Source organism: Streptomyces sp. NPDC028635 (assembly GCF_040637635.1).
Taxonomy (GTDB): domain Bacteria; phylum Actinomycetota; class Actinomycetes; order Streptomycetales; family Streptomycetaceae; genus Streptomyces.
The window spans coordinates 180,030-201,845 of the sequence record NZ_JBEZWX010000003.1 but is presented as its reverse complement, the minus strand read 5'-3'; the positions used below and the strand labels follow the sequence as shown (position 1 = coordinate 201,845).

General features: G+C 73.0%; 25 protein-coding genes. 20 read left to right on the top strand and 5 right to left on the bottom strand.

The window, feature by feature from the left end; translation table 11 throughout:
• Positions 1–93 precede the first annotated feature (93 nt).
• The 10 genes from AB0E88_RS05065 to AB0E88_RS05020 all read left to right on the top strand — a co-directional run bounded on the left by AB0E88_RS05065 (position 94) and on the right by AB0E88_RS05020 (position 8,649).
• Complete coding sequence (locus AB0E88_RS05065) at positions 94–558, top strand: hypothetical protein (protein ID WP_361623940.1); 465 nt, start codon at positions 94–96, stop codon at positions 556–558.
• Positions 555–1,382, top strand: coding sequence for a class I SAM-dependent methyltransferase (locus AB0E88_RS05060; protein ID WP_361623937.1), 828 nt, complete (start codon positions 555–557; stop codon positions 1,380–1,382). Before AB0E88_RS05065 ends, AB0E88_RS05060 begins: the two co-directional genes overlap by 4 nt.
• Positions 1,383–1,461: 79 nt before the next feature.
• Positions 1,462–2,676: a sensor histidine kinase gene (locus tag AB0E88_RS05055; RefSeq protein WP_361623934.1), complete on the top strand. Its 1,215-nt coding sequence runs from the start codon at positions 1,462–1,464 to the stop codon at positions 2,674–2,676.
• A complete protein-coding gene (locus AB0E88_RS05050; protein ID WP_361623931.1) occupies positions 2,673–3,332 on the top strand; it encodes a response regulator transcription factor in 660 nt (219 codons plus the stop codon). The genes AB0E88_RS05055 and AB0E88_RS05050 overlap by 4 nt, the downstream gene beginning before the upstream one ends.
• Positions 3,333–3,445: 113 nt before the next feature.
• On the top strand, positions 3,446–4,084 hold the full coding sequence (locus AB0E88_RS05045) for a GPP34 family phosphoprotein (protein ID WP_361623928.1): 639 nt from the start codon (positions 3,446–3,448) through the stop codon (positions 4,082–4,084).
• Positions 4,085–4,099: 15 nt separating this feature from the next.
• A complete protein-coding gene (locus tag AB0E88_RS05040) occupies positions 4,100–5,707 on the top strand; it encodes a carboxylesterase family protein (RefSeq protein ID WP_361623925.1) in 1,608 nt (535 codons plus the stop codon).
• Positions 5,708–5,844: 137 nt separating this feature from the next.
• Positions 5,845–6,540: a hypothetical protein gene (locus AB0E88_RS05035; protein ID WP_361623922.1), complete on the top strand. Its 696-nt coding sequence runs from the start codon at positions 5,845–5,847 to the stop codon at positions 6,538–6,540.
• Between the two features lie 83 nt (positions 6,541–6,623).
• Positions 6,624–7,097 carry a carboxymuconolactone decarboxylase family protein gene (locus AB0E88_RS05030; RefSeq protein ID WP_361623919.1) on the top strand — a complete coding sequence of 158 codons (474 nt, stop codon included), beginning with the start codon at positions 6,624–6,626 and terminating at the stop codon, positions 7,095–7,097.
• Between the two features lie 132 nt (positions 7,098–7,229).
• Entirely contained in the window at positions 7,230–8,153 is a 924-nt protein-coding gene (locus AB0E88_RS05025) for an RNA polymerase sigma-70 factor (protein ID WP_361623916.1), read from the top strand.
• A 196-nt stretch (positions 8,154–8,349) separates the two neighbouring features.
• A complete protein-coding gene (locus AB0E88_RS05020; protein WP_361623913.1) occupies positions 8,350–8,649 on the top strand; it encodes a hypothetical protein in 300 nt (99 codons plus the stop codon).
• A 52-nt stretch (positions 8,650–8,701) separates the two neighbouring features.
• On the opposite strand, the gene AB0E88_RS05015 is transcribed toward AB0E88_RS05020, so the two are convergent.
• The 5 genes from AB0E88_RS05015 to AB0E88_RS04995 form a co-directional block, all read right to left on the bottom strand.
• Entirely contained in the window at positions 8,702–8,926 is a 225-nt protein-coding gene (locus tag AB0E88_RS05015) for a hypothetical protein (RefSeq protein WP_361623910.1), read from the bottom strand.
• A gap of 57 nt (positions 8,927–8,983) precedes the next feature.
• Positions 8,984–10,006 carry a MerR family transcriptional regulator gene (locus tag AB0E88_RS05010; RefSeq protein ID WP_361623907.1) on the bottom strand — a complete coding sequence of 341 codons (1,023 nt, stop codon included), beginning with the start codon at positions 10,004–10,006 and terminating at the stop codon, positions 8,984–8,986.
• Positions 10,007–10,009: 3 nt separating this feature from the next.
• Entirely contained in the window at positions 10,010–10,678 is a 669-nt protein-coding gene (locus tag AB0E88_RS05005) for a HEAT repeat domain-containing protein (RefSeq protein WP_361623904.1), read from the bottom strand.
• 154 nt (positions 10,679–10,832) lie between these two features.
• Positions 10,833–11,618, bottom strand: coding sequence for an alpha/beta hydrolase (locus tag AB0E88_RS05000; RefSeq protein ID WP_361623901.1), 786 nt, complete (start codon positions 11,616–11,618; stop codon positions 10,833–10,835).
• A 126-nt stretch (positions 11,619–11,744) separates the two neighbouring features.
• Positions 11,745–12,392 (bottom strand): TetR/AcrR family transcriptional regulator, encoded by a 648-nt coding sequence (locus tag AB0E88_RS04995; RefSeq protein ID WP_361623898.1) that lies wholly within the window; start codon positions 12,390–12,392, stop codon positions 11,745–11,747.
• Positions 12,393–12,596: 204 nt separating this feature from the next.
• Between AB0E88_RS04995 and AB0E88_RS04990 the strand changes: the two genes are divergently transcribed.
• The 10 genes from AB0E88_RS04990 (at position 12,597) to AB0E88_RS04945 (ending at position 21,810) form a co-directional block, all read left to right on the top strand.
• Positions 12,597–12,986: a VOC family protein gene (locus AB0E88_RS04990; RefSeq protein ID WP_361623895.1), complete on the top strand. Its 390-nt coding sequence runs from the start codon at positions 12,597–12,599 to the stop codon at positions 12,984–12,986.
• Between the two features lie 132 nt (positions 12,987–13,118).
• Positions 13,119–13,727 (top strand): TetR/AcrR family transcriptional regulator, encoded by a 609-nt coding sequence (locus AB0E88_RS04985; RefSeq protein ID WP_361623892.1) that lies wholly within the window; start codon positions 13,119–13,121, stop codon positions 13,725–13,727.
• Entirely contained in the window at positions 13,718–15,682 is a 1,965-nt protein-coding gene (locus AB0E88_RS04980) for an FAD-dependent oxidoreductase (RefSeq protein WP_361623889.1), read from the top strand. The genes AB0E88_RS04985 and AB0E88_RS04980 overlap by 10 nt, the downstream gene beginning before the upstream one ends.
• A gap of 116 nt (positions 15,683–15,798) precedes the next feature.
• A complete protein-coding gene (locus AB0E88_RS04975) occupies positions 15,799–16,461 on the top strand; it encodes a histidine phosphatase family protein (RefSeq protein WP_361623886.1) in 663 nt (220 codons plus the stop codon).
• 388 nt (positions 16,462–16,849) lie between these two features.
• Complete coding sequence (locus AB0E88_RS04970) at positions 16,850–17,713, top strand: DMT family transporter (protein ID WP_361623883.1); 864 nt, start codon at positions 16,850–16,852, stop codon at positions 17,711–17,713.
• Positions 17,714–18,099: 386 nt separating this feature from the next.
• A complete protein-coding gene (locus AB0E88_RS04965; RefSeq protein WP_361624364.1) occupies positions 18,100–18,924 on the top strand; it encodes an ABC transporter permease in 825 nt (274 codons plus the stop codon).
• Between the two features lie 79 nt (positions 18,925–19,003).
• Entirely contained in the window at positions 19,004–20,053 is a 1,050-nt protein-coding gene (locus AB0E88_RS04960) for an ABC transporter substrate-binding protein (protein WP_361623880.1), read from the top strand.
• Entirely contained in the window at positions 20,040–20,876 is an 837-nt protein-coding gene (locus AB0E88_RS04955; protein ID WP_361623877.1) for an ABC transporter ATP-binding protein, read from the top strand. The genes AB0E88_RS04960 and AB0E88_RS04955 overlap by 14 nt, the downstream gene beginning before the upstream one ends.
• A 47-nt stretch (positions 20,877–20,923) precedes the next feature.
• Entirely contained in the window at positions 20,924–21,394 is a 471-nt protein-coding gene (locus AB0E88_RS04950) for a TauD/TfdA family dioxygenase (protein WP_361623874.1), read from the top strand.
• Positions 21,295–21,810 (top strand): TauD/TfdA family dioxygenase, encoded by a 516-nt coding sequence (locus AB0E88_RS04945; protein ID WP_361623871.1) that lies wholly within the window; start codon positions 21,295–21,297, stop codon positions 21,808–21,810. Before AB0E88_RS04950 ends, AB0E88_RS04945 begins: the two co-directional genes overlap by 100 nt.
• Positions 21,811–21,816 lie beyond the last annotated feature (6 nt).

The following is a 21,816-nucleotide window of genomic DNA, read 5'->3' as shown; positions in this document are numbered from 1 at the left end:
CGGACGCCCGCAGCATTCCGGTGCCCTACCGGACCGATCCCACACGGCCCGCACGGGAGCCTTTCGGATCACCGGTGGTCTCCCGCCCGCTCCATGCCGCCGGCGCCGGCGCGGCAGGCGGCGCGGCGGCATCTCCAGCGCCGGACGCAGCTGCGGCGCGAACAGGCGGATCACGTCGTCGCGGCTCATCGAACCGACCGGTTCGAGCCGCAGCAGGCAGCGGGTGGTGACCGCCTGCTCGCCGAGCTCCTGGTGCGTGCCGCCGCCCGCCACGGCGACCGCCTGCTGCACAAACGCCTGGAGCGGCGCGGCGCGCCTCGATCGTGTGGGCGGCTGCTGGTGGAGGATCGGTGGCGGGCGCTCTCGGCAGGAGCCGCCCGCTCCCGCCCCACCGCGCATGGAGGTCCGGTGCTGCACTCGTACGGCGGCGACCCGCTCGCTGATCCGGCTCGGCCCCTGTCCGCCGGGCTGAACGGTCCGACGCCGCTCGTGTCCGGCCGGCGCCGCGCGGGCGACCGGCTCGACGGTCCCCTCGGTGCGGTGGGGGCGGCGCTGTGAGCGGCGCAGGGGGCGCGGACGCGCCGGGCGACGGACGGTACGGCGAGGCCGTCTTCCGCCCTGATCAGGCGGGTGAGGGCGAGCGCATCGACTACGGTGCGCTCACCTACGACGACATCACCCTGGCCCGGCTGAGGGCCCTGGGGGTCGGCCCGGGATGGCGTTGCCTGGACGTGGGTGCGGGCACCGGCACCGTCTCGCGCCGGCTGCTGGAGGAGTGCGAGGTGGCGGGCGTGGTCGCCGTGGACCGTGACGCACGCTTTCTCACCGAGCGATCCGTGCCCGGCCTCGATGTGCGCGAGGCCGACGTCACCGCTGCCGGTTTTGTCTCCGAGCGGTTCCGTCTCGTCCACGCCCGCTTCGTGCTGATGCACCTGCCCGAGCACCGCCGCCTCGTCACGGCCCTGGCCGACCTCGTCGAACCGGGCGGCGTCCTGGTCCTCAGCGACGCGGTCGACCTGACAAGCGACCGGACGCCGAGCACGCCGTACACCGCGGTGATGCGGGCCATGTGGCAGGGGCTGCGGGCCACCATCGGCACGGACGTCTCCTGGGTGCCGTCCTACCCGCACCTGCTGCAGGAGGCCGGGCTCAGGCCCGTCGCCGCCGAGATGCATGTGCCTCCGCTGCTGCCCGGCAGTCCCATCAGCCGGTTCTGGGCGGACACATGGGAGCGCAGCCGAGCGGCGATGCTCGCCACCGGACTGGTCGACGCGGCGGCCGTCGACGAGGCGATCCGCTATCTGGACTCCGACGCGTGCGCCGCGCTGTCGGCCGGAATGCTCACGGCGTGGGGCTGGAAACCCGGCGAGGTCCAGGCCTGACCCACCGGCCCCGACCCACGGCGAAGTGCTGAGCCCGGCTTCGCCCCCGCATCCGTGCGCCGCTGGATAAGGTCGGGGCGTGGACCGCAGCAGGGGACAGCAGGACGGCGCGTTCGGCGCGGACGCGCGGGGTGAGCTGTCGCCCCGGACGGCCCGCAGGCTGTGGTGGGGGTCGGCCGGTCTGGTGCTCGCCGTCCTCGGCACCCCGGTGCTCGTCGCCGGTGCGGAGGACGGCAGTCGACTGCACCTGGCCATGGCCCTGGTCCTCGTACAGGTCTGCGCCCTGAGGTGGCAGACGCGTGCCCCGCTGACCGTGCTGGCCGCCGAGACGGTGACGGGGATCGCGGTGTGGGCGCTGCTGCCCGCGGTGACCTTGACGGGGGCGCTGCTCGCGGCGCAGATCACGCTGTGCGTGCTGTCGGCCACCAGCCCGCGGCAGGTGTCGGCGCGGGCGCTCGCGGCGATGTGCCTGCCCGCGCCGGTGGCGTTCGAGGCAGGCGGCCCCGCGGGCCTGGCGGTCTATCTGCTGACGGTGGTCCTGGCGTGGACCGCGGGGCAGTGGCGCAGGACGCAGCAGGAGCGGACGAGGGCGGAGATGCGCCGAGCCGTGGTGGAGGAGCGTGCGCGCATCGCCCGCGAGGTGCACGACGTGGTGGCGCACACCCTGTCGGTGATGGTCATTCAGGCGAGCGCCGCCGACGACGTGTTCACCCGACGGCCCGATCAGGCACGCGAGGCGCTGCGGGCCATCGAGACGGGCGCCCGGTCCGCGCTGGGCGAGCTGCGCCTCATGCTGCGGGCGTTCCGGCCGGACGCGGAGGAGGACGCCGTGGGGACGGACGCCGCGGAGACGGACGTCTCGCGGGAGGACCTCGCGGGAGGGCAGCGGGCCCCTGCGCCCTCGCTCACGCGCCTGGACGAACTCGCCGACACCGTGCGGGCGACCGGGATGACCGTCCACGTGCACCGGGAAGGCGCCATCGACACCCTGCCGCCGTCGGTGGACCTGGCGGCGTACCGGATCGTCCAGGAGGCGCTCACCAACACGCTGCGCCACGCTGCCGGCGCCGACGAGGTGAGCGTGCGGGTGGTGGCCGAAAGGGAGTGCGTGAGGATCACCGTGGTCGACAACGGGCGTACGGCGAAGGCCCTTGAATCCGCGGCCGGGGCGGGGCGTGGCCTGGTGGGGATGAAGGAACGCGCACGTCTCGTGGGCGGCAGCGTGCACGCCGGCCCGCTCCCCGCGGGCGGGTTCGAGGTGGCGGCGCGGCTGCCGGTGGAGTCCGCGTCATGACCCTGCGCGTGGTGGTCGCCGACGACCAGGCTCTCGTCCGTACCGGATTCCGCATGATCATCGACGCCCGCGACGACCTGGAGGTGGTCGGCGAGGCGCCCGACGGAGGCGAGGCGGTGCGGCTGACCCGGGAACTGGCGCCCGACGTGGTGCTCATGGACGTACGCATGCCGGTCGTGGACGGCATCGAGGCGACCCGGCAGATCGTGGCGAGCGGCAGCTCGGCCCGGGTCCTGGTCCTGACCACGTGGGACGTCGACGCGCACGTGGTCGCCGCCCTGCGGGCCGGGGCGAGCGGCTTCCTGCTGAAGGACATCCGCCCCGGTGAACTCGTCGACGCGATCCGCCTCACCGCCCGCGGCGACGCGCTGCTGGCGCCGGCCGTCCTGAGCCGCATCCTCGACCGGTTCCTGCGCACCACGCCCGACCTGGCGCCGCCACCCTCCCTGGGCGACCTGTCCGCGCGCGAACGAGAGGTGCTCACCCTGATCGGGCAGGCGCTGTCGAACGCGGAGATCGCCGAGCGGCTGCGCCTGTCGGAGGCCACCGTCAAGAACCACGTCACCGCGGTGCTGCGCAAACTGAACCTGCGCGACCGCGTGCAGGCCGTCGTCGCCGCCTACGACCACGGCCTCGTACGGCCTCGCCGCCCCTGACGAGCCGCCTCCTCCTCAAGGAGGAGGCCGGGCGGCGCTCCTCCTGCGCTCCCAGTGCCGGCCCCCTCCCCGGGCCGATGTCCACCCGGGCCGCCCGGCCCTAGCGTCGACGTGTGATCGACGACCTGGCCTGCACCATGTACCTGCTCGCCCACGACGCATCAGCCGAGGGCCCCTACGACCGTTCCCGGACGGCCCTGCTGGTCCGTGCCGCCGCCCTCACCGACCTCGCGCTGCGTGGCCGGCTCGAGGAGGACCGCGGCACGGTCACCGTGGCGGACACCGCACCGACCGGCAACCCCGTCCTGGACCGCGTCCTGGGTGACGCCGCCGGCGGGCACGGCTGGAAACACCTCGTGCGCCGCCACCGCAAGCAGACCCTGACGGACGCGGAGGACCGGCTCGCCGCGGCCGGAGTCCTCACCGTGAAGGAGCCCCGCACCCGCCTGGGCGCGCGCCGGCTCAGCGTGACGGACCCCGACGCGACCGCCGCACTCCGCGCCCGCCTGTCCGCGGCGCTGCACGGGCACGGCGCCGTGCGGGACATCCCCGCTGCCGACGCCGCACTGCTGGCGCTCGCCGCGGCGGGTGGCATCCGCACCGTCGTCTCCCGGCAGGACCAGAAGGCCTTCCGGAGCCGGCTCGACGCCTGCACGGGCTCGCTCGCCGCCCTCGCGCCCGGCCTGGAGCGGGCAGTACGCGCCCTGCCCACGACCATGATCGCCGCACAGGGCGGCATGGGCGGAAGCTGACCGAACGGGGAGACCATGACCATGCACCGCGCCCTGACCACCCTGGGCTGCGCTCTGACCGCCGTACTCGCGACGGCCTGGTCCGCAGCGCCACCGCCACACCCCGCCCGGCCCACCGCGGAGACGACGGTACGCGCTCACGCCGGCCCGGCACGGGGCGCCGCCACGACGGTCCTCACCCACGGCGGCCTGCTGCGGGGTGCCGGCCACGACGGCTACCGCACCTTCGAGGGCATCCCGTACGCGGCGCCCCCCGTCGGCCCGCTGCGCTGGGCGCCGCCCCGGCCGCCGGCTCGGTGGTCCGGCGTACGGCAAGCGACCCGGCCCTCGAGCGCCTGCCCGCAGCCGTCCGGCGAGGTGCCCGGCGGCAGCACCGACGAGGACTGCCTCCATCTGAACGTCACGGCACCCGACGGCGCCACACCGGCGCACCCGCGGCCGGTCCTCGTGTGGCTGCACGGCGGCGGCTTCACCACCGGAGCGGGCAGCTCGTACGACGCCCATCGCATGAGCACCCGCGGTGACGTCGTGGTCGTCACGGTCAACTACCGCCTCGGGGCACTCGGTTATCTCGCGCACGGCGGGCTGCCCGGCTCGGGCACCTTCGGCCTGGCCGACCAGCAGGAGGCACTGCGCTGGGTGCGCGCGGAGATCGGCGCCTTCGGCGGCGATGCGCACAACGTGACGCTGGCCGGCGAGTCGGCGGGCGGCTACAGCGTCTGCGCCCAGCTCGTCTCGCCCACCGCCGCGGGGCTCTTCGACCGGGCGATCATCCAGAGCGGCCCGTGCACGGGCCGCCCCGAACGGCCCTTCGCCCCGTCGTCCGTCCCGCTGCCCGCGGCGCGTACGGCGGGCGCGGACTTCGCGGCCAGGGTCGGCTGCGGTGCGGCGCGTGACGTCCTGGCCTGCCTGCGGGGCGTGGACGTCTCCCGGCTGCTCGAGGCGCAGGACGCGGACCAACAGCCCGCCTACTTCACCCCGTTGCTGCCGAACGATCCCGCCGCGGCCATCGCCACCGGCCACTTCCACCGCGTCCCGGTGCTGATCGGGCATGACCACGATGAGGGCAACGGCTGGGCCGCCGGGATCGTCCAGGCCGGTCATCCCGTCACTCCGGACAGCTGGCCCGGCGTCGTGGCCGGCTTCTTCCCCTCGCCGGGACAGGCGAGGGCGATCGTCCGCGAGTACCCGGTGCACCGCACCGACGGCGGCCCGGTGTTCGGCGCGGTCATCGGCGACGCGGACTTCGCCTGCCCGACGGCGGACACCGGCGGCCTGCTCGCGGCCCATGTGCCCGTCTGGCGCTACGAGTTCGCCGACGAGCACGCCCCGCCGCTCACCCCGGGCACGCCGCCGTTCCCGCTCGGCGCGCCGCACGCGAGCGAACTGCCGTACCTCTTCGACCTGGGCGGCCGGCCCCGGGACCTGACGGCCGCACAGCACCGGCTGGCCGACGCCATGATCGACTACTGGACCCGCTTCGCCCGCACCGCCGACCCGAACAGCCCGGCGTCACCGCACTGGTCCCGGCGGACGGTGCTGTCCCTGGCGCCGGACCACATCGTCCCGACGCGGACGGTGGCGACGCGCCACCACTGCGCGTTCTGGAACACCCTCGGGTGATCCCGGTCGCGGGCGGCCGACCGCACCCGTCCCACGGACACCACTGCCGAGCGCGCAGGCAGGCTCTAGCCGGCAACCGCGCGGCGTGAGCAGCGAACCAACGAGGAAGCCACCACACGAACCCCAGGGGGACAGTCATGAACGAAACCACCGCCAGGCGTCTGACCGGTCTGGCCTGCATCGCCACCGCCGCCGCCTTCATCGTCGAAGTGCCTTTGTACTTCCTCTACTCCGGCCCGCCGCCGGACTCCAACGTCCTGTCCCGGCTCCTGATCGGCATCTTCGCGCTGGCCTTCCTGATCGTGTTCGTGACGGCCTTCCGCGAACTGGTCAGGATCGCGGATCCCACCCGCGAATGGGCCGGCACCCTGGCCTTCGCCACCGGCCTGGTCTACGCGACGGTCACCCTGGTCTCCAGTGGGCTCGAAGCCGGCGCGGTCATCGCCGCCGACCACCCGATCGACCCGACCATCACGGTCAGCGGCACCTACATCCTCTACGGGACGATCGGCCGCCTCCTGCTCGCGCTCCTCCTGACCACCGTGGGCTACGGAATCTCCCGTACGCACCTGCTGCCCCGCTGGACCGCCCGCTCCGCCTTCGTCCTGGCCGGGATCAACCTGGCCTTCGTGCCGTCCCTGTTCTTCGGCAACACGCCCGCGCACTTCTACGCGGCGAACGGCTGGGGTACGACCGCCCTCATGGGCGCGGTGTTCAGCTACTGGATGCTCGCCCTCGGCCTCTCCCTGTACCGCAGCGCCACCCGGCGCGCGCCCCTCGGCACACCCGCCCCGCACCGCCGGAGCGTGCGGGACTCGGACCCGGCCAGGTGACCGGCGTCACATCCGTCCGTGTCACAGGGCGCGGGGCCACCTCGTCTCAGGGGTGTAGCCACTGACGACCACGGAGGAACCCGATGGACGCGCGACTGAACTACTTCGCCAGCCCGACCGCCGGCAAGGCCCTCAAGCACTTCATGTCGGCGGGCAAGGCTCTGAAGGACTCGCCGCTGCCCGCCGCGACCCAGGAGCTGGTGGCGCTGCGCGTGAGCCAGATCAACGGCTGCGCGGTCTGCATCGACATGCACACCAAGGAGGCCGCCGCCGCGGGGGAGACCCCCGTACGGCTGCACCTGGTGGCGGCGTGGCGGGAGGCCACGGTCTTCACCGAGGCCGAACGCGTCGCGCTGGAGCTGGCGGAGCAGGGGACCCGCGTCGCGGACGCGGCCACCGGTGTCAGCGACGAGCTGTGGGCGCGCGCCGCCGAGCACTACGACGAGGAGCAGCTCACCTCGCTGGCGTTCCTGGTGTCCTTCATGAACTCGGTGAACCGGCTGAACATCATCGCCCAGCAGCCGGCGGGCGACTACGAGGTCGGGCAGTTCCACTGACCGGCGACCCGGTGTGCGGCCCGGGGCTCGTCCCCGGGCCCCGGGCCTTGCCGCACACCGCCGGGCGACCGGATGATCATGACGAGGGGATGCCCGCGCCGAGCGGGCCGGGCGGAGGAGCAGGGGGCCTGTGTGAGCAAAGTCGAGGAGTTCGAGGAGCTGCGGCCGCTGCTGTTCTCGATCGCCTACCGGATTCTGGGCAGCGTCGGTGAGGCCGAGGACGCCGTACAGGAGGCGTGGCTGCGCTTCGACGGCTCGGCGACCCGGCCCACGTCGGCCAAGGCCTTCCTCTCCGCCACGGTGACGCGGATCTCGATCGACGTCCTGCGGTCCGCGCGGATGAGGCGGGAGGAGTACGTCGGGCCGTGGTTCCCCGAGCCGCTGCTCGCCGACCCCTATCAGGATCCGGCACGCTCGGCCGAGCTGGCCGACTCGGTGTCGATGGCGGCGCTGCTGCTCCTGGAGCGGCTCAGCCCGCTCGAGCGGTCGGTGTTCGTGCTGCGGGAGGTGTTCGGCTTCGGCTTCGACGAGGTCGCCGCGGCGGTCGGGCGGTCGGAGCCGGCCTGCCGGCAGCTGCTGGTGCGGGCGCGGCGGCACATGCAGGCCGGTCGGCCCCGGTTCGAAGCGGACCGTCAGGAGCGGCAGGAGCTGGCGTCGCGGTTCTTCCACGCCCTCCGTGAAGGTGACGTCGCCGGCCTGCGGGATCTCCTCGCCGCCGATGTGTCGATGGTCGGGGACGGCGGGGGCAAGGCGCCCCAGCTGGCCCGTGCCGTCGTCGGCGCCGAGAACGTGGCCCGGCTGCTCGCCGCCGTCTTCCCCCTGCTGGCCCGGGTCGACGTGAGTTTCGAGCTGCACGAGGTCAACGGCCAGCCGGGAGCTGTCTTCCGCGACCGGGACGGCAAGGTGCTCCACGTCCTGGCCCTGGAGGTGCTCGACGGGCAGATCCAGACCATCCGCTCGGTGATCAACCCCGACAAGCTCGGCCACCTCGGGCCGGTCGCCGACGCCTGGGCCGTCGACCGCGAGGTCAGACGGACCCGCCGCCGGACGAAGTGAGTCCCGAACCGGTGCCTGACCCGGTTTTTACGAATAAATAGGCGGCTATGTCCGGAATGTTCCGGTGGGTGTGGTGGGGCGTGGGAGCGGGTACGCGCGCCGTCTGACCGCGCCCGGACCACCACCGGGTCCCGCGTCGTCCGGTGTCCCGCCGGGACGGACAGGGCGACGCGGACAGGGCAAGGAGGAGAAGATCATGCAGATGACCGGACGGACAGCGATCGTCGGCGCTCTCACGGCGCTCGCCGCGGCCACCATGGCGATCGGCAGCGGTCCCGCGACAGCGGCCGCGCCACGGACGCCCGCCCCCCAGGCGGCCCCCGCACCGGGGGGCACAGCGCACTCCGCCGGCCGCCACCATGCCGGCCGCCAGCCCACGGACCCGTGGATCGAGGACCAGCTGGCGGCCTTCTACCCGTCGTCCGCCCAGCGGCTCGCCGTGTTCGACCCGTGGGTCAAGGGCCAGCTCGCACTGTTCGAGAAGGGCAGCCGGTGACCGGGGCGACGCCTGCCCGCCCAGCCGCCTGACAGGCGGCGAGCGTCGCCGGCTACACCTGTCCGGTGGCGAACAGCTCAAGGTGCCCGCACTTGGGGCAGCGATACGCCTCTATCTGCCGCCGGGGCCGCCCCATCCGCTTGGCACCGCCGAGGATGCCCCGTTCCAGCGCGCCCTCGATCCAACGCGCGTACCCGCGTGAATGCTCGCCGGCGTCCTCGATGAAACCGTCCATCAGGCCGACCGTTCCGCACTGGGTGCATGTGTGGTTGTTCATCCGGCGAGTGTAGGGAAACGGGAAAGCGACGTTCGCGGCGGCGGTCGCGGACCGTCCTCACCCGGTCTCGTCCGGCTGTCGCGCGCCGCGTCGCCGGAGGAGGTAGGCCGCGGTGAGCGCGACCGCGCGATCCTGGTCATGGGACAGTTCCGCCAGGGCACGGGATGCCGCGCCCCCCGGGATGTCCGCCAGCGCTTGCGTCAGCCGTCCGCGAGCGGAGGCTGCCGTGGTGTCGTCGGCGAGCCGGTCGAGGAGCCCGGCGGCGATGTGATCCGCCGACGCGCCGTCACCCGCCAGCGCACTCAACACGTCGGCTGCGTCGGTGTCGTTGCTCCCGTCGACGATCATGCCGATGAGTGCCGGCACCGCGTCGGCGACTCCGCGGGCCCCGAGCGCCAGGGCCGCCTTTCCGCGCACCACGAGGTCGGGGCTGCCGAGGGCGTGCCGCAGCAGTGCCGTCGCCTCGCCGTCCTCGATCTCGGCGATGGCCCGGACGGCACGTTCGCGCACCTCGGCACGGGATGAGCCGAGGCCACGCGCCAGCAGTTCCAGCCCGTCCTCGCCCGCTTGCGCCAGCGCCCAGCGCAGGGCTCCGGCGACGTTCGGGTCCGACTCGCGCAGCACCGCCTCGACCAGTGCTTCCACCGGTACGGGAACCTCCGCGGCCGCGGCCAGCGCCGCCCGCTGCCGCGCCCCCGCGCTCTTCGACCCCAACGCCTTCAGGAGCGCGACGCTTTGCAGGACGTCCTCCCAGTCTCCGGGCTCCGCGGCGCCGATCCGGCGCAGTCGCGTGAGCAGTTCCCTCTCCGCCGCGATGCGCTCCTGAGTCTGCCGGATGAGGTCGTCGACGAGGTCCCCGGGCGCGAAGCCCGGGTCGTCGAGCGCCCGCCCGACGTCGCGCAGCGACAGCCCCAGCGACCGCAGGCTCTCGATGTGGAAGATGCGGCGGATGTCGTCGTCGGAGTACTCCCGGTAGCCGGAGCCGGTACGCCCCGTCGGCCGCACCAGGCCGAGCGATTCGTAATGCCTGAGCATGCGGGCGCTGACCCCGGATCGCCGCGCGACATCGCCGATCAGCACCGCCTACCGCCCTCCGTGTCCTCTCCCGCCGAGCGCCACGACGCGCTTCGCCTCCTCGATCGCGAACCCGAACCCGGCGTCCGGGTCGTGCCACAGCCGTTCCGTGGCCATCGCGTGGGCGCGCACGCGCGGGTCGGGATCCGTCGTCGCGGCCCCCAGCACCGGCAGCATCACCTCCCCGAGCGCGATCAGCGCCCGGCTGAGGCTCAGCTGCGTCTCGCCTTCGCCGCGCCCGAGTTGTCTCGCCAACAGTACGGCCAGCCCGTGCTCCTCCCCGTCGGGCACGAGGACGACCGCCGCCCGCCAGGCGCTCCGGGCCACCTCGTCGTCGGGGTCGGACAGCAGCGCCGGTGTGAGCACCGGCCACGCCTGCCGGTCCCCGATCTTGGAGAGTGTGTGCAACGCCTGACTCCGTGCCTGCCCGCGCCCCGAGCGGACGGCGTCGACCAGCACCGGGACCGTCAGCGGTGCCGGATGGCGGGTCAGGGCCCACGTCAGCATCTCGCGGACGAAGAACTCGGGCTCGGTCGCGCACCGTTCGACGAGTGTGCCGATGAACGCCGGATCGGGCGCCGTGCCGATCGCCAGCGCCGACTGCAGCCGGATGGACGAGCTGTCGCTGCCGAGCCCCTGGAGGACCCGCCGCGCGGCGTCCTGTTTCGCCATGGTCATGGGACCACCTCCTCGGCGACAGTGAAGAGCTTGTCACTGTGTCAAGGTCAAGCGGCAGGCCGTCGACGGTCGGGACGCGGTGGCGAGGGTGGCGGCGCCGGGGGAGAAGGCTCACCCGGAGTGCGATCGGTCGGTCCCTCCGGCTCCGGGCGGTTCAGCGGCCGGCCGCGATCGCCTCCAGCAGGATGTCGGCGACCCGTGCGGGCTGCTCGATAGGGAAGAGGTGACCGGCTCCGGGCACGGTCACGGTCCGCACGTGCGGGCAGGCGTCCAGGCCCCGCCGCTCGCCTTCGGTGAGCCCGATCTCGTCGTGCTCACCGCGCACCACCCAGGTCGCGACGCCGGCCTCGCACAGCCGGGGCACCAAGGAGGGATGGCGGTCCAGATACCTGTAGTACTCGCGCACCATCCGCCGGCAGACGGCCGCGTCGTTGTGGGCCATCGCCCGCTCCAGAATCGCTGCCTGGTGGGGCGGCAGGCTGCTGCGCAAAGCCCGGGGCGCCGTCTTGAGCATGCCGCTCCACGCGAGGCGACCCAGTACCGGCACCCGGCCGAGCGTGTTCAGCACGGTCAGCGCCTTCGCCTCGTCGCCGCGCGAGAAGGTGGGGGAGAGCAGTACCAGGGGGCCCGTGAACAGGCCGGCGGCCGCCATTTCCAGCGCCACGTTCGCGCCCAGGCTGTGGCCCGCGACGATGTCGCAGCGTTCACGGGCGACGACGTCGGCGAGGAGGCGGGCGTAGTTCTCCATGCTGACGTCGTCGGGCGGTCGCGTGGACCCGAAACCGGGCTGGGTCACGGCCACCAGGCGAACGTCCGCCAGGGCCTTGTCGGCCATGAGGTCCGCGTAGGCCTCGTTGGTGCACATGCCGCCGGGAACCAGCAGGACGCTGTGGGCGGATTCCGCAGGCCCCGCCCGGCGTATGTCCCAGGTGACGCTCACCTTCCCAGGCTGCCAGAGGTGCGCCGACCGCGCATGCAGAGCCGGCCGCCGCGCGGACGGGGTGGCCGGCCCCCGGGGTGGTGAGACGGCACCACCGGCCCCTGGGTGTCGTAGGACTGCCGCCCGTCAGGCGGTGGCGTAGTCGGACAGGGCGGGCTCCAGCAGGGCGAAGGCCCGGGCGGCTTCACCACGGATGGTCTCGGCGATCCGGTCCTTGGGCTGCCCGGCGAGCGTGAGTTCCTGGATGCGGTGGAACAGCACGCGGTGCACGGCACCCAGCAGCCCGGCCGCGGCCCGGACGGTGATGTCGTCGGGCTCGGCACCGGTGGCGTCGGCGAGAGCCCGCGCGAGGAGGTGCTCACGCCGGTCGTGGAGGCCGCGCAGACAGGTGCTCAGGGTGGGGCTGTCGGCGACCATGCGCGCGAAGTCCTGACCGGAGAACCCGGCGACCGGATCCTGGGCCGCGACCGCGTCCGCGAACGCGCGGCGCAGTGCGGCCAGAGCGGACTGCCCGGGCGGCCGGGCGGCGACGGTCCGCGCCAGCGAGGCGGCGAACTCCTCCTGGTGGTCCAGGGCGAGGTCTTCCTTGCGGGCGAAGTAGTTCGTGACGGTCTTCTTGGCAACGCGTGCGGCGGCGGCGATCTCGGCGATCGTCGTCTGCTCGAAGCCCCGGTCGATGAAGAGCCGGGTCGCGTGGTCGGAGATGAGCTGCCGGGTCTCCTGCTTCTTCTCCGCGCGCAGCCCGCCGGACGGGCTGGTCGTCTGCGTCACCATGAGGGGCGATCTTACTCTCGTCGTAATTTTACGTTGCTGGCCATATGCCGCCCCGTAACTTTACGTCCGTAGTAAGTTTGCTCCCGTAGAAACATTCGTCCCCTCGCCTCGCCACCGCAGCCGTCCGGCGCGCCGCCCGTCACGCGGCGGCGGCCGCATGCGTCGCGGCGCTCCGGTCCGCGACTCCAACTCCGGGAGCATTCCGTGCAGTTCACCACTTCCACCGTCTCGCTGACCGTCGACGACGTCGCCGCCTCCCAGGAGTTCTTCACCGCCCATCTGGGCTACACCCTCCGTCAGGCCGCCGACGGCTTCGCGTCCCTCACGCGCGATGACGCGGTCGACGTCGTCCTGCTCGCCCGGGGCATCGAAGTGCTGCCGCCCGACCAGCGCGACCAGCGTGCCGCCGGTCTGGTCCTGGCCTTTACCGTCGCCTCGGGCCTGGAGGAGCACGAGAAGGAGCTGCGCGAGGCCGGTGTCCCGATCACCATGCCGCTGCGTCAGGAGCCATGGGGGGAGCGGCTGTTCCAGATCACCGACCCCAACGGAGTGATCGTCCAGTTCGTGGAGTGGGCCGCCGCCGACCACGAGTGACGTCACCCTGCCCTTCCCGGCCCCCTCGAGCCGGTGTACACACTGTGCTGCGCATCACAATAATGCGTTATTGTTGGACGCCAAGAGGGTGGCCGCACCGCGCGGCGGCGAGTGGGGGGAGGGGGAGCGGCCGTGGACGAGCAGAGGGACCGCATCCTGCGGGCCGCGGCCGAGGTGCTGGCCGAACGCGGCTTCGACGCGGGCCGGTTGCGGGACGTCGCGACGGCGTCCGGAGTGTCCATCGGGGCGCTGCAGCACCACTTCGAAACCCGTGACGCCCTCTTCCGCGAAGCCTTCGCCTGGTCGATCGACGATCTGACCGGGCGCTGGCGGACGGCGGCCGCGGACGCGACCAGCGCATGGCGCCGCTTCGACCTGCTCGTCACCGCGCTCACCGGCGATCCCGCCCTGACCCGGCGCTGCGCCACCTGGACCGAGTTCTGCGCCAGCGCTTCCCGCCGCGAGGAACTGCGCGACGGGGTGCACCGGGTCCACGCCGAGTGGCAGGCGCTGATCCGGGAGATCGTCCGACAGGGCCTGGACAGCGGGGAGTTCCAACCCGCCGTCCAGGCCGACCTGGCCATCGAATCGCTGATGGCCCTGGTCGACGGCTGCGAGATGGCGGTGGCGTCGGGGTCCGGGCTCACCGCCGGACGGTACGCCGACGTGTTGCTCGGCACCGCGCGCGTCCTGCTCGGCGTGCGCGCCCGGTCCCACAAGGAGGACCCGCCATGGGAGTGAGGTTCCCGCACCTGTTCAGCCCCTTGCGAATAGGCGGGGTGAGCGTGCGCAACCGGATCCTGTCCTCGGGCCACGACACGGTCCTGGTCAGGGACGGAGAGGTCACCGATGAGCTGATCGCCTACCACGAGGCCCGCGCGAAGGGCGGCGCCGGCCTGATCGTGCTCCAGGTCTCCGGCGTCCACGAGTCGGCGCGCTACACCACCCATGTGCTGATGGCCACGGACGACGCCTGCGTCCCCGGCTACGCCAGGCTGGCACAGGCGGTACAGCGGCACGGAGCGAAAGTCTTCGGTCAGCTCTTCCACCCGGGCCGGGAGATCCTGGAGTCGGCCGACGGCAGCGCTCCGGTCGCCTGGGCGCCCTCGGCCACACCGAGCGAACGCTTCCACGTCATGCCGCGCGCCATGACCGAGGCGGAGATCCGCGAAGTCCTCGACGGCTACGGCCGGGCAGCACGCCGGCTGCGCCGGGCCGGGCTCGACGGAGTGGAGATCGTCGCCAGCCACGGCTACCTGCCGGCGCAGTTCCTCAACCCCGAGGTCAACGTCCGCACCGACCGTTGGGGCGGCGACCAGGAGGGCCGGCTGCGCTTCCTGCGCGAGGCGCTGCTCAGCGCCCGGACAGCGGCGGGAGACGGCTTCGTGGTGGGCCTGCGCATCTCCGGCGACGAACTGAACCACGACGGCCTCAGCGGCGAACTGGTCCTGAAATCCGTCTCCGCGCTCGACGCCGAGGGACTCGTCGACTACGTCTCGGTGTGTGCGGGCAGCTCGTCCAGCCTGTCCGGGGCCCAGCACATCGCCCCGCCCATGTTCCAGCCCGCCGGCTGCACCGCCCCGCTCGCCGCCAAGGTGCGCGCGGTCGTCGGCGTCCCGGTGATGGTGGCCGGGCGGATCAACCAGCCCCAGGAAGCGGAGCAGATCGTCGCGAGCGGCCAGGCCGACGCCTGCGCGATGACCAGGGCCCTCATCTGCGATCCGGACCTGCCGGCCAAGGCCGCCGACGGCCGCGCCGAGGAGATCCGCGCCTGCATCGGCTGCAACCAGGCCTGCATCGGCCACTTCCAGCTCGGCTACCCGATCTCCTGCATCCAGCACCCGGAGACCGGCCGCGAGCGCCGCTTCGGAGTCCTGCCGACCGTCACTCGGCGCAAGAAGGTGCTGGTCGTCGGCGGCGGACCGGCCGGCCTGAAAGCGGCGGCCGTGGCCGCTGCGCGCGGTCACGACGTGGAACTGCACGAGGCCGGACGACGCGTCGGCGGTCAGGTGCTCCTGGCTCAACTACTTCCCGGGCGCGCCGAGTTCGGTGGGGCGGTGACCAATCTGGAGGGTGAGGCCCGACGCGCCGGGGCCCGCATCCTCGTAGGCTCCCGGGTGGACGGCGCGGCCCTCGCCGCCGCCTCTCCGGACGCCGTGGTGCTCGCGACCGGCGCACCTCCCCGCCGCCCCCGGCTCGAGCTGGTCGACGACCCCGTGGTGCTCGACGCGTGGACGGTGATCCGCGGCGGCGAGGTGCCACGCGGACGGATCGCGGTGGCGGACTGGCGAGGGGACTGGATCGGCCTGGGTGTCGCCCTCCAGCTGGCGGGACTGGGGCGGAAGGTGACGCTGTGCGTCACGGGTTTCGCGGCCGGCGAGCACCTGCAGCAGTACGTGCGCACCGCCATGCTGGCCCAGGCGGCACGGGCACGCGTCGAGATCGTGCCCAACGTGCGGCTCTACGGCGCCGACCCCGACACCGTGTACCTCCAGCACACCCTCACCGAGGAGCCGGTGCTGCTCGAAGCCATCGCCGGCACCGTCCTCGCGCAGGGCCACGACCCGGTCGACGACCTCGACCCCGTCGCCCTCGGCTTCCGGGCCGACCGTGTCTTCGCCATCGGCGACTGCGTCGCTCCCCGCACGGTGGAGGAAGCGGTCCTGGAGGGCCTGACCGTGGCCGCCGAGCTGTGACGTCCTGCCGAGGGACCAGGGACCACGGTGGGTGATGGCGCGGGGAGGGAACTGGCAGGCGGGGAGGAGGCGTCCATGGGTGCACAAGATCACCAAGGGGCGCAGAGGAGTCCGAGATGACCGGCACGGCCACAACGTCTTCCGACACCACCTCGAGCGGGCCCACGGCCACGCGTTACCTCTATCTCGCCCGGCACGGCGAGGCAACAGCCGACGAGACCGCGCTGACCGAGGCCGGCCGACGGCAGGCGGCACTCCTCGGCCGGCGCCTCCGGGACATCCCCCTCACAGCTGTGCACCACGGTCCCCTCCCGCGCGCGGAACAGACGGCGCGCCTCATCGTCGGGCAGCTCGAGAACGTCCCCCTGAACCGCACCGACGTGGCCGGTGACTACGTTCCCCACGTGCCGGAGGCGGACGAACTCCCGGACGGTTCAGCAGACTTCTTCCTCGCGTTCCTCGCAGGTGCCACCGCCGAGGAACGCACGCACGGCCCCGTCCTGGCCCGCCGGGCACTGGAGCTGTTCACCGGACCGGTGGCCGGGGAAGAGGACCGGCACGAGCTGGTCGTCACCCACAACTTCCTCGTCGCCTGGCTCGTCCGTGACGCCATGCATGCGCCGAAGTGGCGCTGGCTCGGCCTCAACCACGGCAACGCCGCCCTCACCGTGATCCGCTACGCACCCGGCCGTCCCGCCTCGGTCCTCCTCTCCAACGACATGCGCCATCTGCCGGACGAACTGCGCTGGACCGGCTTTCCGCTCGAGCTGCACATCTGAGGGCACCTGCCCCGACGGCATGGGCCGGGACCCCGACACGGTCGCGACCATGCTCACCACTCGCCCCCCGCCACTCCCGCCCCACCACTCGCCCCCCGTGACTCGCCGCTGAGCCCGGCGGCCTCCCGACGCCGGGCTGCCGGTCCGGCGGACCCGGCTGCGGCGAGTCGGTCCGCCAAGCGGATCGCGACCGATGGAGTGACCCGCGGGAGGCCGCACAGGGTGACCGGGCCCGCGACATGCTCCGAAGTCCCCGACGACGTGGCACCACGACCGGAGATCACCGTCCGCGGGCGGGACCCGGCGGCGGCGGCGCCGGGACGATCCCGGCGTCGCGGTCAGCGCGCGCACGCGATCGCCGGGCCGGGAATGGGCAACCATCGATGTCATGGTGTACGTGTTCGGCCTGACCGCGGCCTGCCTGCTCGGTATCGGCTTCGTGTTGCAGCAGCACGCAGCGGAGAGAGCGCCCGCCGCTGACGTCCTGCGGTTCCGGATCCTGTGGGACCTCGCACGCAACGGTCTGTGGCTCGGCGGGATCGGCTGCATGGTGGTGGGCCAGGTGCTCGGCGCCCTCGCACTGGCCGTGGGCGATCTGTCCCAGGTCGAGCCGCTGCTGGCGACCAACCTGCTCTTCGCCTTCGCGCTGGCCCGCCGCCTGAGCGGCCAGCGCATCGGGGTGTCCGGCTGGGCGGGCGTGCTGCTGCTGGGGGGCGGTGTCGCGGCGTTCACCCTCGCGGGCCGCCCCCGTGCCGGTACGGCCGACACGGGCGCCGTCCGCCAGTGGGTGGTCATCGGCCTGATCGTCGGACTGTCGCTGGTCCTGATCGCCTTCGCGCGCCATCTGCCGTTGTTCGAGGAGCCTCCGCTGCTGGCCACCGCCGCCGGGATGCTCTACGGCCTCCAGGACGCCCTGACCCGGGTGTCCACCGGGATCATCGGCGACGGCGGGGTCGGCGCACTGCTGGTCCGCTGGGAGCCGTACGGGGTGGTCGCCCTGGCCGTGACAGGTCTGATGCTGGTGCAGAGCGCCTTCGAGGAGGGGCCGCTGCGCATGTCGCTGCCGGCGCTGACGGCTGCCGAACCCCTCGCGGGCATTCTCTGCGGCGTCGGTTTCCTCGGCGACCGCCTGCGCACGGACGTCGCCGCCCTCACCTGGCAGGCGTCGGGACTGGCGGCGGTCGTCGCGGGCGTCTTCGTCCTGGCCCGCCACCCGGTGATGCCCGGCCACCCCGGCGACGACAGCGCGTGACGAGACCGCCGGGCCCTGTTCCGAGGAGTGGACGGCTCTTGGTCGGGCGGCCGCGCCTGTTGTACAAATGGGCCTCATGATCTCCGAGCCCTTGGTGCGACGCCTGGTCATCGACCTGTGCCGACGCGCGGGCTCGTGTTGTTGCTGAACCGACCCGCACCGATCTGTTCCCGCACCCTTCGCCGTCCGGTGACATCACCCGGACGAGGGTCGTCGCCGCGCCCTGCCCGGGGCGCCGAGTCCGCATCGTTCAGCATCACCTGCGCCGGGGACGGCCGCTTCCGTCGGTGGACGGGAGGCCGTACCCCACCCGGCGCGTCCTGGAGACGCCCATGTCCACGCCTTCCCGCCCGTCCACCCCCGAACACGCCGAGCCGCGGCGCGACATGCCGTCCGGCCGGCGCCCCCTTCCGCTGCGGCACACAGGGGCGCGTGTGCGCCCCGTCCTGCTGCCGGCCGGTTCCCTGCTCGTCTTCCTCGGGCTGTGGCAGCTGCTGGCGGCGAGCGGCTCATGGAGCGACACGCTGGTGCCGCCGCCGGCCAAGGTGTGGGACGCGTTCGTCAGCGTGTCCACGACGCACGACGGTGTACGCGGCTACAACGGCACCCTCCTGATCGAGCACCTGGGCATCAGCCTGCGTCGCATCGCGGTCGGTGCCGGCCTGGGTATCGCCGTCGGAGTAGCGGCCGGGCTGCTCATGGGCACCGTCGGCTGGCTGCGCGCACTGTTCGAGCCCTGGATCACCTTTCTGCGGACGCTGCCGCCGCTGGCGTACTTCTCCCTGCTCGTCATCTGGCTGGGCATCGACGAGGAGCCGAAGATCACGCTGCTGGCGGTGGCCGCCTTCCCGCCCGTGGCGGTGTCGACGACCACGGCCGTCGCGGCCGTGCCGAGGAGTCTGATCGAGGCCGCCCGTGCCCTCGGTGCCTCGCGGTGGGACGTGGTCAAGGACGTCGTCGTCCCCTCCGCCCTGCCGGAGACGCTGACCGGCGTCCGGCTCGCCGTGGGCGTGGCCTACTCCTCCCTCGTGGCAGCCGAGTTGGTCAACGGGCTGCCCGGCATCGGCGGCATGGTCAAGGACGCCGCCAACTACAACAACACGCCGGTCGTGCTGGTCGGCATCATCGCCATCGGCCTCTCCGGCCTGATCATCGACGGCCTGCTCCTGCGACTGGAGCGCACCGTCGTGCCGTGGCGCGGCCGCGCATAGACCCCGGCTGTGGAGCGCCCGGGGCAGCCCCCACGCACCCCGTCCCTACACACGAACCCCCGCACAGAACGGCCTCGCCATGTCCCGTGTGCCCGAACACCCCTCCCGCCGCCTGCTGTTGGCAGGCGCCCTCGCCGCCGTATCCGCCGCGATCACCGGCTGCTCAGCCGCCGGCGAGGCGGCGACGTCCGGCGGCTCCAAGCGGCTGCGCATCGGCTACTTCGCCTTCCCCAGCGGCGACTTGCTCGTCAAGAACAGAAAGCTGCTGGAGAAGGCGCTCCCCGACCACGACATCACCTGGATCAAGTTCGACTCGGGGGCTGCCGTCAACCAGGCCTTCCTCGGCCGGTCCCTCGACATCGCCGCGCTGGGCTCCAGCCCGTTCGCCCGCGGGGTGTCCGGCAGCTCACCGATCTCGTACAAGGTCGCGTGGATCCTGGACGTCGCGGGGGAGAACGAGGCCCTCGTCGCCCGCACGAGCACCGGCATCCGCGACGTCGCCGGCCTCAAGGGAAAAACCGTCGCCACGCCCTTCGCCTCCACCTCCCACTACAGCCTGCTGGCGGCGCTGGACGCGGTCGGACTGAAGACGTCCGACGTGAAGCTCGTCGACCTCCAGCCGCAGGCGATCCTCGCCGCCTGGCAGCGGGGCGACATCGACGCCGCCTACGTGTGGCTGCCCACCCTGGACGAACTGCGCCGCACCGGCACCCAGCTCACCAGCAGCAAGGAGATCGGAGCGAGCAAGCCCACGCTGGACCTGGCCGTCGTGTCGGACGACCTCATCGCCCGGGACGCGCGGGCGATCGACGCCTGGCGCACGGCGCAGGCCCAGGCACTGCGCCTGCTCAGGTCCGACCCCGACGGCTCGGTCGCGGCCGTCGCCACCGAACTCGGCATCAGTGCGGCGGACGCCCGGGCCCAGCTCAGGCAGGGGGTCTTCCTCACCCCCGAGCAGGTGGCCTCCGCCGACTGGCTGGGCACCGACGGCCACCCCGGCAAGCTGCTCACCTACGTCACCGACACCGCGCGTTTCCTCGCCGACCAGAAGCAGATCGACACCGCACCGGCCGCGGACGTCGTCCGCAAGGCGTTCTATCTCAAGGGGCTGCCCGATGTCCTCAAGTGAAGCCACCCGCACGGCCCCCACGCCCGCACCCCGGCCCGGGACGGACGCCAGGCAGGCCGGAAGCATCCGCCTGGACCGGGTCGTCCACGGCTACGGCCGGGGCGGCGAGGCGGTCACCGCCGTGGGGCCCGTCGATCTGACCGTCCCCGCCGGGGAGTTCCTGGTGCTGGTGGGCGCCTCCGGCTGCGGCAAGAGCACCCTGCTGCGTCTCATCGCCGGATTCGAGCGGCCCACGGGCGGCTCGGTCCGAGTCGGCGGTGCCGAACCCCGGCCGGGCGCGGCGGCCGGTGTCGTCTTCCAGACGCCCCGGCTGTTCCCCTGGCGGACCGTACGGGGCAACATCGACCTGGCGCTGCGGTACGCGGGCGTGGAGCGAGCCCGACGAGCCTCAAGGCGCGCGGAGTTGCTGGCCCGCGTCGGCCTGGAGGGCACCGAGAGGCGCCGCGTCTGGGAGATCTCCGGCGGCCAGCAGCAACGCGTCGCCATAGCCCGGGCCCTCGCCGCCGAGAACCCGCTCCTGCTGCTCGACGAACCCTTCGCGGCGCTCGACGCGCTGACCCGGGAACGGCTCCAGGAGGACGTCCGCCGGATGAGTGAACGGACCGGCCGGACCACGGTGTTCGTGACGCACTCCGCCGACGAGGCGGTGTTCCTGGGCTCCCGCATCATCGTGCTGACCCGCGGCCCCGGCACCGTGGCCATGGACCTCCCGGTCCCCCTGCCGCGCGGTGACGTCGACGCCGAAGCGCTGCGGAACTCCGCCGAGTTCGCCGAGCTGCGCGCCCACGTGTCCCACGCCGTCAAGACCGCCGCCGCGGCCTGACCCTCCGTACGCGAAAACCCCTGCCCGTGCCCAGGAAGGACACCCGGATGAGCATCCTCAGCCAACGGCCCGCCACGACCCGGCTGCCGATCACCGCACTCGGCCCGCACTTCGGCGCCGAGATCCACGGCATCGACCTCGCCCGCCTCGACGACGACGAAGTCCTCGCACTGCGCGAAGCCCTGGTGGCGTACAAGGTGCTCTTCGTGCGCGGCCAGCACGACCTTCACGACGCCGCGCAGATCGAGTTCGGCAGAAGGCTGGGCGAGGTCACCGTCGGGCATCCGATCCACGACTCCGGTGACGTGGCCCCCGAGGTGTACGCGCTGGACAGCCAGGACAACGGGTTCGCCGACGTCTGGCACACGGACGTGACGTTCGTACGGCGTCCCCCCCCGCGATCTCCGTCCTGCGAGCGGTGGTGCTGCCGCCCAACGGCGGCGACACCAACTGGGCCGACAGCCAGCTGGCGTACGAGTCGCTGTCCCCGGGCCTGCGCGACTTCGTCGACACGCTGACCGCCGTCCACGACGGCACCCGCGAGTTCGGGTACTACCTGGCCCAGCGCCGAGGCGGCCGCGGCAACCTGTGGGAGGGCGAGGCGTTCACCCAGCTGACCCCGGTGGAACATCCCGTGGTGCGCGTCCACCCGGAGAGCGGCCGCAAGGGCCTGTTCGTGAACCCCGGCTTCACCTCCCACATCGTGGGCGTCTCGGAGCACGAGAGCCGGGGCCTCCTCGACATCCTCTACGCCCACCTCACCAAGCCCGAACACGTCGTACGGCACCGCTGGCAGCCGGGTGACGTCGCCCTGTGGGACAACCGCAGCACGGCCCACTACGCCAACCGGGACTACGGAGACCGGCACCGGGTCATGCACCGCATCACCCTGCGCGGGGACACACCCCTCGGACCGCCGGCCGCTCACCGCTGACGGCCC

Coding starts and splice junctions, on each gene's coding strand:
- AB0E88_RS04980 (WP_361623889.1), top strand. CDS start 13,718: ATGGGAGTGAGGTTCCCGCACCTGTTCAGCCCCTTGCGAATAGGCGGG.
- AB0E88_RS05020 (WP_361623913.1), top strand. CDS start 8,350: ATGCAGATGACCGGACGGACAGCGATCGTCGGCGCTCTCACGGCGCTC.
- AB0E88_RS05035 (WP_361623922.1), top strand. CDS start 5,845: ATGAACGAAACCACCGCCAGGCGTCTGACCGGTCTGGCCTGCATCGCC.
- AB0E88_RS05065 (WP_361623940.1), top strand. CDS start 94: ATGCCGCCGGCGCCGGCGCGGCAGGCGGCGCGGCGGCATCTCCAGCGC.
- AB0E88_RS05005 (WP_361623904.1), bottom strand. CDS start 10,678: ATGACCATGGCGAAACAGGACGCCGCGCGGCGGGTCCTCCAGGGGCTC.
- AB0E88_RS04970 (WP_361623883.1), top strand. CDS start 16,850: ATGGTGTACGTGTTCGGCCTGACCGCGGCCTGCCTGCTCGGTATCGGC.
- AB0E88_RS04955 (WP_361623877.1), top strand. CDS start 20,040: ATGTCCTCAAGTGAAGCCACCCGCACGGCCCCCACGCCCGCACCCCGG.
- AB0E88_RS04995 (WP_361623898.1), bottom strand. CDS start 12,392: ATGGTGACGCAGACGACCAGCCCGTCCGGCGGGCTGCGCGCGGAGAAG.
- AB0E88_RS05030 (WP_361623919.1), top strand. CDS start 6,624: ATGGACGCGCGACTGAACTACTTCGCCAGCCCGACCGCCGGCAAGGCC.
- AB0E88_RS04950 (WP_361623874.1), top strand. CDS start 20,924: ATGAGCATCCTCAGCCAACGGCCCGCCACGACCCGGCTGCCGATCACC.
- AB0E88_RS04975 (WP_361623886.1), top strand. CDS start 15,799: ATGACCGGCACGGCCACAACGTCTTCCGACACCACCTCGAGCGGGCCC.
- AB0E88_RS05015 (WP_361623910.1), bottom strand. CDS start 8,926: ATGAACAACCACACATGCACCCAGTGCGGAACGGTCGGCCTGATGGAC.
- AB0E88_RS04965 (WP_361624364.1), top strand. CDS start 18,100: ATGCCGTCCGGCCGGCGCCCCCTTCCGCTGCGGCACACAGGGGCGCGT.
- AB0E88_RS04960 (WP_361623880.1), top strand. CDS start 19,004: ATGTCCCGTGTGCCCGAACACCCCTCCCGCCGCCTGCTGTTGGCAGGC.
- AB0E88_RS05050 (WP_361623931.1), top strand. CDS start 2,673: ATGACCCTGCGCGTGGTGGTCGCCGACGACCAGGCTCTCGTCCGTACC.
- AB0E88_RS05040 (WP_361623925.1), top strand. CDS start 4,100: ATGACCATGCACCGCGCCCTGACCACCCTGGGCTGCGCTCTGACCGCC.